Origin of the sequence: Dyella sp. (assembly GCF_036384435.1) — a bacterium.
Lineage (GTDB): Bacteria > Pseudomonadota > Gammaproteobacteria > Xanthomonadales > Rhodanobacteraceae > GSA-30.
Genome location: NZ_DASVMI010000090.1, coordinates 13,004 through 26,071, shown reverse-complemented (window position 1 = coordinate 26,071; position 13,068 = coordinate 13,004). Strand labels below are relative to the sequence as shown.

Below are 13,068 nucleotides of genomic sequence, written 5' to 3'. Positions count from 1 at the left end.
AATCGATTCAAATTTTTCGCAAAATAATGTCTCGTCGCCGCATCAGGCATGCGGCGGCGAGAACGACGGCGGCACATCCTTCAGGCTGCTGCCCCAGGCCGTATCGGCCTTGTCCTGCAAACCGAATTCCAGATGACCACCGTGATCGACTACGCTGGTCGGCAGCCAGGGCTTGTGGTGCGGCTTGCCATCAAGCGTGAGCGTATGCACGAACGGCGTATCGGCACCGGCCTTGGGCGCATCGATGGTCAGGTCACCGCCCGGGTGGTGCACCACCGCGCGCGTAAACAAGGGACTGCCCAGCACCAGCTCCGCGCGCCCGGGAATTTCCGGATAGAAGCCCAGGGCCGACCACACGTACCAGGAAGACATTTCGCCCAGGTCGTCATTGCCGGGAATGCCATCGGGCGTGTTCTTCCACAGCGTGTTCACCACGATGCGCACCGACTCCTGCGTCTTGTACGGCTGGCCGGCAAAATCGTAGAGCCACGGCGCGGCAACCGACGGCTCGTTATCGAGCTCCGAATGCAGTGGACCGGCCTTGGTCAAGGCCCATTTGCCGTTGTCGTCATGGAAGAAGCGATCCAGGCGTGCCGAGGCCTTGGGATAACCGCCCAACTGCTGGAACAAGCCGTGGACGTCGAACGGAATCATCCACAGATACACCGCCGCGCTGGCTTCGACGAAACCATCGTCGGTTTCCGGCTTGAAGGCCGGCCAACTGCCATCGGCGTTGCGATTCTGGATATAGCCGCCTTCGGGCGCAGCCTTGGGATTGAAGATGTTGCGCCAGTAACCGGCACGCGCCAGGAACTGCTTTTCACCGGCCTTGTCGCCGCTGTAGACCGCCAGTTGGGACAGCGCGAAATCGGCCGTGACGTCTTCGAGTGTCTCGGCGGCACCACCCCAGGCATGCGACTGCGTGGCGATGTAGTGCAGCTTCAACCACTGATCCAGGGAGGGACGCTGGCCCACGCACTCGACATTGCAGCCATCGTCGGAGCTGTCATGTGCCGTGGGTACCGTGGCCGCCTTCACCAACGAGGCGTATGAACCCTTCAGGTCAAAATCGCGTCCGCCAAATGCCCAGATATCAGCCAGCGCGGGCACGGCCGGATCGCCGCTCATGACATGCGTGCCACCGCTGTTATGCGTCCAGCGATCCCACTCGCCATCATTCTGTTTGGCCTGGTTGTACAGCGACTGGGCAATGTCACTGCCCTCCTTGGGAAACAACCAGGTCAACAGTTGCAGGTGCGAACGATAGATGTCCCAGCCGGAGAAGTTCGCGTACTGGATCTTCTGCGAGCCATCCACCTGGTGGGTCTGCTGGTCGAAACCGCGATACTGGCCATTGACGTCGCTGTAGACGTTCGGATGCATCAGCACGTGATAGAGCGCGGTATAGAAGGTGCTGCGCTGGTCGGCGGTGCCGCCATCGATGGAGATGCGTCCCAGCGCATCGTTCCAGGCCTTGCGCGCCGACTCGTGCACCTGCGCCAAGGTCGTACCCTGCGGAATTTCCGCAGCAAGATTGGCCTTGGCGTTATCCAGGCTCACGTAGGAAATGCCAACGCGGACCGTAACCGGTCCCTTCGTCGGATCGAAGCCGACCCACACGCCCGACCCCTTCCCCGGTTCCGGAAAACCCTTGTCGCCGTAGCCGGTACCGCCCTTGGCCGTGCTGGCACCCTTTTTCACCTGATCGTTTTCCCAGGCACCGGTCTCGGTGAAGGGCTGGTCGAACTGCGCCACGTAGTACAGCGTGTAATAGCTGCGCTGGTCGGCCTTGGCAAGGTAACCGCAGAAATTGCCGCTGGTCACCGAGCCGGTGATGGTATGGCTGGCCTTGTCCACCTGCACATCCGCATCGCTCGATCCCACTTCCGAATCGGAATTGCGAATCAGCAGGTTGGCCGGTTTGCCGGCCGGATACGTGAAGCGGGCCATGCCGCTGCGCAAGGCCGCGCCCAGTTCCACCTGTACGCCGTCGGCAAGCGTGACGCGATAGTCACCGGCCTTGGCCGTCTCGTTCTGATGCGTGAAATCGGTGGCGTACGTGGCGTCCTTGGCATCGATCGACGGTGACGACGTCACGGCCTGCGTGACCGGCATGAAGGGCACATCACCACTCGCACCCGCGCAACCGGCGCCTGAAAGATGAGTCAGGCTGAAGCCGCGAATGCGCGTGAACTTGTATTCATAGCCGCTCGGCGAGGCGGCATGGGTGTGCTTGCCGCGCGTGTTCTCCGGGCTCCATTGCAGCATGCCCAACGGCAGGACCGCACCGGGGAACGTATCGCCGCCATTGGTACTGCCGATGAGCGGATTGACCGCATCGGCCGGCGAGGCGGCGTCTTGCGCCCAGGCACTGCCAGCCATCGCTAACGAAACGCTTGCAAACAGGAACAGGGACTTCAACGAAGTAGAACCGGACATAGGTGTAGGTCGCTCAACACAAGGGGGAGTGAAGACATGACAGGCCGCTGGCATGGCAAAGCGCCGCCATCGGGAGCGTCTCGAAACTGCAAACCATCTCTGCTGCCATCCGCATGTCCTCGACAAGGTGGACGTGGAAATCACCAACCAGCTCCAAGGAGCCTTCACTTGCCTGATGATCGCCGGAGCCGCTATCGACTGGACGACATCATCCCGCAAGTGATTTAGATCGATCTAAATTTCATACAGACTGATAGGGCAAGGCAATTTTTCGAGCGTTGGATTCCCCGGGGAGCGTGTGGTGGAGCTGGAAAAGCCGGCTGACCCAAGATTGTCAGCGGGTTTGTAACGCCGACTCTACATCGATTTAATTTAGACTGCTATGCCCCCAAACGCTGCTGCAATGCGGCATGGCAAGCGTTCGTTTCAAAGCGCCCGGTTCGGTGCCGCGAAGACGCCGCGCAGGAAGTCCACGAAGATCTGCAACAGCAGCGACGCCTGCCGATGTTGCGGGTAAACCGCATGGATGGCCGCTCCCACCGGGCGGTAGTCATCCAGGATGGTCACGAGCTTCCCCGCCTCGATCGCCTCGCCAGCAATGAACATCGGCAGGTAGGCGATACCCAGGCCACCGATCGCCGCATCCCGCACCAGTTCGCCATTGTTGGCGCGCAGGCATCCAATGACCGGGACACGGCAAGGTGCCACGCCACCGAATTGCCACTCCACGTGGCGGCCATGGCCATACAGCAGGCAGGCATGATCGCCAAGCTGCGCGGGTGTCTGCGGAGCGCCCCGCCGCGCCAGATAATCTGGACTGCAACACGTCACGATCTCCGATGGCGCGATCACCCGGGCAACCAGGGATGAATCAGGCAGGCTGCCGATACGTATCGCCAGGTCATAGCCTTCGCCGATCAGGTCTACGGTGCGGTCGTTGAGATCCAGTTCCAGCGACACTTGCGGATAAGCGAGCAGGAACTTGGGCAACACCGGACTGAGGTGCATCGTGCCGAATGACATCGGCGCGGTGACACGCAGGCGCCCACGTGGCGTGCGATTGCTTCCGGAAATCCGCTGCTCCAGCCCGTCGACATCCTGCAAAATGCCGCGCGCCTGCTCTTCATAGGCCCGTCCCAGGTCGGTCAAGCGCAGGTGACGCGTGCTGCGCGTCAATAGGCGTACACCCAAGCGGCTCTCCAACGCCATGATGCGTTTACTCAGGTATTGCTTGGAGAGTCCGACCTTCTCCGCTGCCCCGGTGAAACTGCCTGCATCGATCACATCCACGAACAAGCGCATGTCTTCCAGTTGGCTCACATTGTCAACCTCAAAGCGACAGTAAGGCGCATACTAAGCGATTTATCTGCCACATTGGCGACATTAGCATTCACTTCAACGATACGCCGACCAAGCCGGTGCGCTACTGAAGGAATGACCATGAATATCGAACGCCACCCCGCCCTCCCCATTCTTGGCCGCGCTCTGCTTTCCGCCCTGTTCCTGATCAGTGGCCTGAGCAAGCTCGCCGCCCCGGCCGCCACCAAGGCATACATCGTGTCTGCCGGGCTGCCGTTGCCCGATCTTGCCTACCTGGTGGCGGTTGCCGTCGAGGTGGGATTGGGCGCGCTACTCCTGGTCGGCTATCGCACCCGGCTGGTAGCCGGCTTGATGGCCCTGTTCACGCTTGCTACGGCCTTTGCCTTCCACGCCCATCTGGGCGACGCCAACCAGCAGGTGCACTTTCTGAAGAACTTCGCCATCACCGGCGGCCTGCTGGAAATCACCGCATGGGGTGCCGGCGCCTGGAGCCTGGATGCGTTGCGCAGCCGCCGCTCCGCCATTGCCTGATTCAAACCCTTTCAGATCCGGAGAACATCATGCTCGACATCCTCAAGGCAAACGCTCGCGGCCTGGCCAATCATGGCTGGCTCCATTCCCATCACAGCTTTTCGTTCGGCCATTACTACAACCCCGAACAAATCGGCTTCTCGGACCTGCGCGTCATCAATGACGACCGTGTCGCTGCTGGACAGGGTTTTGGTCAACATCCGCATCGCGACATGGAAATCTTCTCCTACGTGCTCGAAGGCGCACTTGAGCACAAGGACAGCATGGGCACAGGCTCGGTCATCCGCCCCGGTGATGTGCAGTTGATGAGCGCTGGCAGCGGCGTCACGCACAGCGAGTTCAACCATTCACCGAACGAGAGCGTGCACTTCCTGCAAATCTGGTTGTTGCCAGCCGAACAGAACGCCAAGCCACGCTACCAGCAGCGCCATTTCAGCGACGCGGAGAAGCGCGGACGCCTTCGCCTGATCATATCGCCGGATGGCGCGGATGATTCGCTGGAAATTCGCCAGGATGCCCGCGTGTATGCGGGATTGTTCGACCAGGGTGAAACAGCCGAACTGGCCCTGCCCAAGCAACGGCATGCCTACGTGCAAGTGGCCCGCGGCAGCGTGAGCGTCAACGGTGAACGGCTGCATGAGGGCGATGGTGCGCGCATTCGCCAGGCGGACACGCTACGCCTGAGCGATGGCGATCACGCCGAAGTGCTGGTGTTCGACCTGCGACCTAATGAATGGCCGCAGCTGTGACATCCGGCCAACCGTCCCGTGCCTGACCCGAGACGCGCCCTGGCGCCGTGGAGCTTGAAAACTCCCGGCGCCATCCCCTTTTATACTGGGCCCCCATCCCTCCCAAAGACTTCTCCCATGATCGAACTGGTCGGTTTCGATGGCGACGATACGCTCTGGCATAGCGAAGGCTATTACCAGGATGCACACGCCCAATTCGAACGCATCGTCGGGCAATACATCGATCTGGATAATCTGCGCCTGCACGAACGGCTGCTGGAAACCGAACGGCGCAACATCAGGTTGTTCGGCTACGGCGCCAAGGGCATGACCTTGTCGATGCTCGAAGCGGCCATCGATGCCACCGACTCACGCATCAGCGCCACCGACCTGCATCGCATCATTGCCATCGGCAAGGACGTACTGGCCCATCCGGTCGACCTGCTGCCAGGTATCCGCGAGGCGGTCATGTCGGTGGCGGAAAAATACCGGGTGGTACTGATCACCAAGGGCGACCTGTTCCATCAGGAACAGAAGGTGTCCAGTTGCGGACTGGCTGACCTGTTCCAGCGCATCGAGATCGTTTCAGAGAAAGACGAGCGCGCCTATCGCCGCGTGCTCGACGAGTGTGGCGTGCCGATGGAGCGCTTCGCCATGGTGGGCAATTCGCTGCGCTCGGATATCGCACCGGTGGTCACGCTGGGCGGCTGGGGCATCTACATGCCTTACCACGTCACCTGGGCACACGAGGTCGACACCGATTTTTCCGGTGAATCGCCGCGCATGATGCGCGTGGACGGCGCCGACGGCATCCGTGCGGCACTGGACGAACTCGATCGCCGGACCATCGCATGACCGATGCACTGGCTACCGCCAGCGGCATCCTGGCAGGCGACCTGGAACGGGATCGCGCGCGACTGGCCGAATTCATCGACCGACATCGGCGGCTGTTCGTACTCACGGGCGCCGGGTGCAGCACCGATTCGGGCATCCCCGATTACCGCGACACCGACGGCGGCTGGAAACGACCGCCCCCAGTCACCTATCAAGCCTTCATGGGCGAAGCAGCCACACGCCAGCGTTATTGGGCGCGCAGCCTGGTCGGCTGGCGGCGCTTCGGTCGCGCCGCGCCCAACGATACCCATCGCGCGCTTGCCGTCCTGGAGCAACAAGGCCGCTTGCAACTGCTGGTGACGCAGAACGTGGATCGCCTTCATCAAGCCGCCGGCAGCGAACACGTCGTGGACTTGCACGGGCGCCTGGATCTGGTGCGCTGCATGCAGTGCGAAACACGTAGCACACGCACACTTTTCCAGGAGGCCCTGGAACGCGACAATCCCGCATGGATCGAGGTCGATGCCACGGATGCGCCCGATGGCGATGCGGACCTGGACGGCCTGGATTTTTCCACCTTCCAGATACCGCCTTGTCCGCATTGCGGTGGCGTGCTGAAGCCGGACGTCGTGTTCTTCGGCGAAAACGTGCCGCGCGAACGCGTCGATGCCGGCATGCAGGCCGTGCAGGAAGCCGATGCCATGCTGGTCGTCGGCTCGTCGCTGATGGTGTATTCCGGCTACCGCTTCGCGTACGCGGCATCACGTGCGGGTAAACCGATCGCCGCGCTCAACCTTGGCCGCACACGGGCCGATCCCCTGCTCAGCATGAAGATCGATCAACCCTGCGCAGCTGCGTTGCGATTTCTGTTGCGCTGACGGTACGAATTTGTTTCCGCATGGGCGACATGGGTCGCGATGCAAGTGGCAACCTGGCCGCAGCGTGGAGACTCAGAGCCCCAATCTGTCTGCGACTGGATCGCAGATTGCATCGCGACTGAAATCGGTGCTACCCGCCCTCGCAAGGAGCGGCGAATCGCTTCATTTATGAACAAGCTTCACGTCGGCTTGTTCTTATCGAGCCTACGCTCACGGCTTCCCGCGGCAACCTTTCGGAGCACTCGACGTGGCCCCCTATCCTCGTCCACCACGCCTGACTGGCGGGGTATTCATCCTTATCGGGCTCGCCCTGATCGTGGGCGGCGCCTGGCTGCTGGCTCTTGGCGGCACCTGGTACTACCTGGCTGCCGGCGTGCTGACCTTGCTGACGGGCGGCCTTGCATTCACTGGGCGCCGGGCCGCGCTGTGGCTTTATGCCCTGACGTTGCTAGGCACCCTGATGTGGTCAGTGGCCGAGGTTGGTCTGGACATCTGGCAACTGGAAGTTCGACTGGTCATGCCACTGGTGCTGGCCATCTGGTTGCTGCTGGTGAGCCGTAAATTACGCGTACCGCTGACCGGTGCACGCGCCGCCGGGCCGGCACTGGGATTGATCGCCCTGGCGGTGATCGTGGTGGGTGCAGTCGCGGCCATGCAGCCACGCGGCATCCATGGCAGCGTCACGCTGGACGCCAACGCGCAGCCTGACCAGGACACATCCGTACCCAACGACGACTGGCTGTTCTACGGACGCACGCCCAAAGGCGATCGCTACTCGCCGCTGGACCAGATCAACACCGGCAACGTGAAGTCGCTGAAGCTCGCATGGACTGCGCGCACAGGCGACACCATGCGCCCCGGTGAAGATGTCGGCGGCACCGATGCCGGCCACGAATTCAATTTCGAGGACACGCCGATCAAGGTCGGCGATACGCTCTATGTTTGCACCGGCCACAGTTGGGTAGTGGCCTTCGATGCCGCCACCGGCCAGAAAAAATGGAGCTTTGATCCCAAGGCCGATACATCGGCAGATGTCTACCTTGCTTGCCGTGGCGTGGCTTACTACAAGGCACCGGAAGGCACGCAGACCGACTGTCCGGAACGCATCATCGCCCCAGTGCTCGATGCACGCATCATGGCGCTCAATGCCAAGACCGGTCAGCTATGCCAGGATTTTGGCGATCACGGCTTCGTATCCATGAAGGAATACCTCGGCCACGTACCGGCTGGTTTCCATTTCATCACGTCGCCACCGCTGGTGGTCAAGGATCGCGTCATCCTGGGCGGCTGGATCTTCGATAACCAGGCGACGTTCGAGCCTTCCGGCGCGGTGCGCGCGTTCGATCCGTTGGATGGCAAACTCGTCTGGGCCTGGGACGTCGGACACGATCCGCAGAACTGGACGCCCGGCCCCCATGACACGCTCACGCGCGGCACACCCAACGCCTGGGGGGTTTATACGGCCGATGTGGATCGCGGCATGGTTTACCTGCCGGAGGGCAACGCCACGCCGGATTACTTCGGTGGTCACCGCCGTCCCTTCGACGAAAAATATTCCAGTTCCACGGTGGCACTGGATATCGAAACCGGCGCGCCACGCTGGGTGTTCCAGAACGTGCATCACGACTTGTGGGACTTCGACGTACCCACCGGCCCGTCGCTTGTAGACCTGCCCGACCCCAAGGGCGGCACAATTCCCGCCCTGGTGCAGACCACCAAACGCGGCGAGCTTTTCCTGCTCAACCGGGAAACCGGCCAGCCCGTGGCGAACGTGGAAGAGAAGCCCGTGCCGCAAGGTGCCGTGCCTGGCGATCACACGTCACCAACCCAGCCATTCTCCACCGGCATGCCGTCGCTGGCGCCCAAGGACCTGACCGAAGCGGCCATGTGGGGCGCCACGCCGATCGACCAGATGGTGTGCCGCATTCAATTCCGCCGGGCCTATTACAAGGGCCAGTTCACGCCGCCGCAATTGAAGAACACCATCGTGTATCCGGCGTTCGACGGCGTGATCGACTGGCATGGCGCATCGATCGATCCAACGCACAAGATCCTGATCGCCAACGCCAACTACATCCCCTTCATGATCAGCCTCGCGCCACGCGAGCCCTATGTGAAGAATGGCGACGTGCAACCGTGGAGTGGCGACGGCAACGAGCCGAAAGTGGGAGGCGGCCTGTCGCCCCAATACGGCACGCCCTATGTGGGCAAGGTGCATCCGTGGCTCAACCCGCTGGGCGTACCGTGCAATCCGCCGCCGTGGGGCACGCTGACCGCGATCGACCTGACCACGCGCAAGATCGTCTGGCAGCACCCCATCGGCACCACGCGTGACACCGGTCCATTCGGTACCCACACGAACCTGCCCTTCCCGACCGGCATCTTCAACATCGGCGGCAACATGGTCACCAAGGGCGGACTGGTGTTCATCGGCGCCACGGCCGATGACTACCTGCGTGCCATCGACGAGCGCGATGGCACGGTGGTGTGGCAGGCCCGTCTGCCTGCGGGTGGCCAGGCCAACCCGATGTCCTACGCCATCAACGGCAAGCAGTACGTCGTGATTGCCGCAGGTGGCCATGCCGGTCTTGGTACCCGCTCGGGCGACTATGTGATGGCTTATGCCTTGCCCGATGGCGACACGGCCGGCAAGGACAGCAAACCCTAAGCCCTTTATCAGACATGGGACATCTGCATGCCCGGTGCCGCGACGCGGCCCGGGCATTTTCCTTTTTAAATATTTTGTCATCTGGGCGCGCGCAAACTGGCCTTGCAATCGCCTCGAACAACTCCACAGAAAACAACTTTCCACTCGCGAGGAGACTTCCATGGAATTCAGACGGCTAGGCGCATCGGGCTTCAAGGTGCCCGTCCTGAGCTTCGGCACCGGCACGTTCGGCGGCAAGGGCGAATTCTTCCAGGCCTGGGGACAGACCGACGTCGACGAAGCGCGCCGCCTGGTGGATATCTGCCTGGATGCTGGCCTGAACATGTTCGACAGCGCGGACATCTATTCCGGTGGCGCCGCCGAATCGGTGCTCGGCGAAGCCATCAAGGGACGCCGCGACAAGGTATTGATCTCGACCAAGGCCACGTTCCGCTACAGCGACGAACCCAATGACGTCGGTTCCTCGCGCTACCACCTCATCAAGGCGGTGGAGTCGGCGCTCAAGCGCCTGGGGACCGACTATATCGACCTGTTCCAGTTGCACGGCTTCGATGCGCAGACACCGGTCGAAGAGACGTTGTCCACGCTGGATAACCTGGTACGCCAAGGCAAGATCCGCTACCTGGGTGTTTCCAACTTCTCCGGCTGGCACCTGATGAAGTCGCTCGCCACCGCCGATCGCTACGGCTTCACGCGCTACGTCGCCAACCAGGCTTATTACTCGCTGGTGGGCCGAGACTACGAATGGGAGCAGATGCCCCTGGGTATCGACCAGGGCCTGGGCGCCGTCGTATGGAGTCCCTTGGGCTGGGGCCGACTCACCGGCAAGATCCGCCGTGGTCAGCCGCTGCCCGAGGTCAGCCGCCTGCACAAGACCGCCGACATGGGTCCGCAGGTCGACAACGAGTACCTGTATCGTGTCGTCGATGCGCTCGATGACGTGGCCAAGGAAACCGGCAAGACGATTCCGCAGGTCGCGCTCAACTGGCTGTTGCAGCGTCCGACCGTCTCCACCGTCGTCATCGGTGCACGCAATGAAGAACAGTTGCGACAGAACCTCGGCGCGGTGGGCTGGAGCCTGACGACCGAACAGGTTGCCAAGCTCGATGAAGCCAGCGCCGTGGTGCCGGCCTACCCGTACTGGCACCAGAAAGGTTTCGCCGAGCGCAACCCGTTCCCGGTGAAACTGTAACGAAAGCCCCCAGCCGCGACCGAATCACAAGTCGCGTAGGAGCCAATTCATTCGCGATGTAAGTCGCGACTTGGGTCGCGGCTTGGAGGTTTTGAAACCCCAATCTGCGACTGAATCGCACAATTGCATCGCGACTGAGGTCGATCCTACCGGCGGGAGCGGAAGAATTCGCGTAGCATGGTCGATGCCTCGTCAGCCAGCAGGCCGCCATGCACTTGCACGCGATGGTTGTGGCGTTCGGAGATGAGGGTATCGAACACACTGCCCGCCGCGCCGGTCTTCGGATCAGTTGCCGCATAAACCACGCGCGCAATACGCGCATGTACCAACGCCATCGAGCACATCGCGCACGGCTCCAAGGTCACATAGAGCGTCGCACCGATCATGCGGTAATTGGCCAGTCGCTCGCCCGCCGCGCGCAAGGCCTGGATCTCGGCATGCGCCGTCGGATCGTGCAAGGTGATGTTACGGTTCCAGCCCAGGCCGATGATCTGGCCATCGAGCACCAGCACCGCACCGACCGGCACTTCGTTTTCGGCATCACGTGCGTGCGCAGCCAATTGCAGCGCGCGCCGCATGTATTGCTCATCATCGCTGGAGAAAAGCGACGGCTGTCCGATGCTTTCGTCGGTCATCTGCCAAGGGAACCAGGAAACGGCGGCGAGCATACTCGATAAGCCCGCCGCCGTCGCGTCTCGGCCTAGCGCGACGCCTTCAGCAACAACTGCAAACGATCGCGAACGTCCCGGACCATGGCGCCTCCGCGCACCCGCACCACCGCGCTGCGGTCATGATCGAACGCATACGCCAACTCGCCCAGCGGCCGCCATGTGCATCGCCATTGGAACCAGACACAGGCCAGGCCGAACACGCCCAACACCGCCACGCCCAGCAACAGGCGCAGTGTTGCCTGACCCAGTCGATCCTGCCCCGCCTGCTGATCCACGGCCGCGACCGCCGCATGCCCGGCACTGGTCGCAATCGGCGTTATCCAGGCTGGCGTGCCACCATGCAGCATCAGGGCGGCGCCTTGCGGATCGGACAAACCGAATGCCTCGGTACGCCGAGCCGCGAACTGGTCGATGAAGCGCACGTCCATATCGCCGGTGTGCACCACCGGGGTGTGCGGCGACGGATCGACGACCAGGGCCACCTGGCTGCGGGCCAGACGCCCTGTCCGCGCAAAGAAGGCATCCTTGACACGCGCGGCGACCACCAGGTAACCCTGCGGCGTGCGACCGCGCATCAGCGGACTGATCGCCACCCATAGCAGGTCCCCATCATCCAGCCACACACCTTGCACAGGCTTGAACTGGCTGATCGACTGCACCACCAGTGCATCGTGCTGGATGGCCGCATGGTCGCGACCCACCGTACCGATCGAGGTGATCGGCATGCCCTCGGCATCGAGCAACACGACGATATCGTCGCCATGCCTGCGCTCCTTCAACAGGTTGCTGATCGAAAGCGTATCGACGGCACCACCAAGCTTCGGATCAGGCACCTGGGATTGCGTCACGTAGTCGACAAAGGCCGGATCATCGGCCATCGCCTGCGCGCGCAATTGCAGCACTTCAAGCGCCTGCGCCTGGAGCTCGCGCACGACGTCGCTGGAGTCCTTCAAGTGTTCGACCGCGCGTTTCTGCGCCGCCAGCTCTGCATTCCAAAGCACCCCGGCGCCGGCCAGCGCCATGCAGGCCATGACGATGGCCCATCCCTTCAACAGCGCCGCAATCGCCGGCTTCACGAGTGACCTCCCTGATTGAGCTCGGTCTTGACGCGTGCCTTGATCGCCACCAGCCGCTGCTCGATGCCCTTGCCGGGTGCCATCACAGGCTGGCTCTTGAGCGCTGCCCGTGCGTTCCACGCATACAGCGTGCCCGGGCCTGCCGGCACGCCGTGCAGCACGAAGCTGCCATCGGCGGCCACCGCGGCCATATAGGGTGTGGGCACCACCAGCAGATCGAACTCCATGAAGTGATGCACGTTGCAACTGACCAGCACCGTACCCGGCTCGGTGAAGCGATGCTCGACCACGTCGCCGACTTTCTGGAACTGGTGATTGAACACCGCACCCGGCGTGGACGAATACACGTTATGCAGCACCTGGTCGAGGTTGGCGAACTTCACCGTGCTTCCGGCCGGCACCGCCATGGCACCGGGGCGAAAATCCATGCTTACCGAATACACGGTATAGGTTCCCGGATGCGCTTTGGGCACTCCCGCCTTGGGCACGAAGTACACCAGCGTATCGACCAGTTCACCCGATTCGATGGTTTGGCCGGGATTGGCCACCAGTTCAACGTGACCTGCGATGTCCACGCCACCCGCATGCGCGGCAACGGCGAAGACGCCAAGTGCCGCGACCAGGCACAGACGTTGGATCCATTGCATGAAGCCCCCTTGGTGTTCGCGCCATTCACAACGACAGCGCATGACAGCGCGGGAGATTAACGGGGCGACGCACATGCATCTAAT

At 62.2% G+C, this 13,068-nt stretch carries 12 protein-coding genes; 7 read left to right on the top strand and 5 right to left on the bottom strand.

The annotated features are described in order from the left end of the window. Positions 1 to 42 precede the first annotated feature (42 nt). The gene (locus VF436_RS08845; RefSeq protein WP_330903645.1) at positions 43 to 2,439 is read right to left on the bottom strand and encodes a GH92 family glycosyl hydrolase; all 2,397 of its coding nucleotides are present in this window, start codon (positions 2,437 to 2,439) and stop codon (positions 43 to 45) included. Positions 2,440 to 2,491: 52 nt separating this feature from the next. On the opposite strand from VF436_RS08845, the gene VF436_RS08840 reads away from it, so the two are divergent. Continuing rightward, entirely contained in the window at positions 2,492 to 2,662 is a 171-nt protein-coding gene (locus tag VF436_RS08840; RefSeq protein ID WP_330903644.1) for a hypothetical protein, read from the top strand. A 203-nt stretch (positions 2,663 to 2,865) separates the two neighbouring features. Here the strand turns inward: VF436_RS08840 and VF436_RS08835 are convergent, their stop codons facing one another. Then, positions 2,866 to 3,759, bottom strand: a complete 894-nt coding sequence (locus VF436_RS08835; RefSeq protein WP_330903643.1) for a LysR family transcriptional regulator — start codon at positions 3,757 to 3,759, stop codon at positions 2,866 to 2,868. Positions 3,760 to 3,879: 120 nt separating this feature from the next. Here VF436_RS08835 and VF436_RS08830 point away from each other — a divergent pair, with 120 nt between their 5' ends. From VF436_RS08830 to VF436_RS08805, 6 genes are all read left to right on the top strand, one after another. After that, positions 3,880 to 4,290 (top strand): DoxX family protein, encoded by a 411-nt coding sequence (locus tag VF436_RS08830; RefSeq protein ID WP_330903642.1) that lies wholly within the window; start codon positions 3,880 to 3,882, stop codon positions 4,288 to 4,290. A gap of 29 nt (positions 4,291 to 4,319) precedes the next feature. Next, complete coding sequence (locus VF436_RS08825; protein ID WP_330903641.1) at positions 4,320 to 5,039, top strand: pirin family protein; 720 nt, start codon at positions 4,320 to 4,322, stop codon at positions 5,037 to 5,039. A 117-nt stretch (positions 5,040 to 5,156) separates the two neighbouring features. Then, entirely contained in the window at positions 5,157 to 5,873 is a 717-nt protein-coding gene (locus VF436_RS08820; RefSeq protein WP_330903640.1) for an HAD family hydrolase, read from the top strand. Then, positions 5,870 to 6,730, top strand: coding sequence for an NAD-dependent protein deacetylase (locus VF436_RS08815; RefSeq protein ID WP_330903639.1), 861 nt, complete (start codon positions 5,870 to 5,872; stop codon positions 6,728 to 6,730). The genes VF436_RS08820 and VF436_RS08815 overlap by 4 nt, the downstream gene beginning before the upstream one ends. Positions 6,731 to 6,977: 247 nt before the next feature. Then, positions 6,978 to 9,398 carry a membrane-bound PQQ-dependent dehydrogenase, glucose/quinate/shikimate family gene (locus VF436_RS08810; RefSeq protein ID WP_330903638.1) on the top strand — a complete coding sequence of 807 codons (2,421 nt, stop codon included), beginning with the start codon at positions 6,978 to 6,980 and terminating at the stop codon, positions 9,396 to 9,398. A gap of 160 nt (positions 9,399 to 9,558) precedes the next feature. After that, positions 9,559 to 10,590: an aldo/keto reductase gene (locus tag VF436_RS08805; protein ID WP_330903637.1), complete on the top strand. Its 1,032-nt coding sequence runs from the start codon at positions 9,559 to 9,561 to the stop codon at positions 10,588 to 10,590. A 146-nt stretch (positions 10,591 to 10,736) separates the two neighbouring features. Here VF436_RS08805 and tadA read toward each other — a convergent pair whose 3' ends face one another. From tadA to VF436_RS08790, 3 genes are all read right to left on the bottom strand, one after another. Next, on the bottom strand, positions 10,737 to 11,225 hold the full coding sequence (tadA, locus tag VF436_RS08800) for a tRNA adenosine(34) deaminase TadA (protein WP_330903636.1): 489 nt from the start codon (positions 11,223 to 11,225) through the stop codon (positions 10,737 to 10,739). A gap of 65 nt (positions 11,226 to 11,290) precedes the next feature. Continuing rightward, the gene (locus VF436_RS08795) at positions 11,291 to 12,337 is read right to left on the bottom strand and encodes a hypothetical protein (RefSeq protein ID WP_330903635.1); all 1,047 of its coding nucleotides are present in this window, start codon (positions 12,335 to 12,337) and stop codon (positions 11,291 to 11,293) included. Beyond that, entirely contained in the window at positions 12,334 to 12,984 is a 651-nt protein-coding gene (locus tag VF436_RS08790; protein WP_330903634.1) for a plastocyanin/azurin family copper-binding protein, read from the bottom strand. Before VF436_RS08790 ends, VF436_RS08795 begins: the two co-directional genes overlap by 4 nt. Positions 12,985 to 13,068 lie beyond the last annotated feature (84 nt).

Coding starts and splice junctions, on each gene's coding strand:
- VF436_RS08845 (WP_330903645.1), bottom strand. CDS start 2,439: ATGTCCGGTTCTACTTCGTTGAAGTCCCTGTTCCTGTTTGCAAGCGTT.
- VF436_RS08840 (WP_330903644.1), top strand. CDS start 2,492: ATGGCAAAGCGCCGCCATCGGGAGCGTCTCGAAACTGCAAACCATCTC.
- VF436_RS08830 (WP_330903642.1), top strand. CDS start 3,880: ATGAATATCGAACGCCACCCCGCCCTCCCCATTCTTGGCCGCGCTCTG.
- VF436_RS08825 (WP_330903641.1), top strand. CDS start 4,320: ATGCTCGACATCCTCAAGGCAAACGCTCGCGGCCTGGCCAATCATGGC.
- VF436_RS08820 (WP_330903640.1), top strand. CDS start 5,157: ATGATCGAACTGGTCGGTTTCGATGGCGACGATACGCTCTGGCATAGC.
- VF436_RS08815 (WP_330903639.1), top strand. CDS start 5,870: ATGACCGATGCACTGGCTACCGCCAGCGGCATCCTGGCAGGCGACCTG.
- VF436_RS08805 (WP_330903637.1), top strand. CDS start 9,559: ATGGAATTCAGACGGCTAGGCGCATCGGGCTTCAAGGTGCCCGTCCTG.
- tadA (WP_330903636.1), bottom strand. CDS start 11,225: ATGACCGACGAAAGCATCGGACAGCCGTCGCTTTTCTCCAGCGATGAT.
- VF436_RS08790 (WP_330903634.1), bottom strand. CDS start 12,984: ATGCAATGGATCCAACGTCTGTGCCTGGTCGCGGCACTTGGCGTCTTC.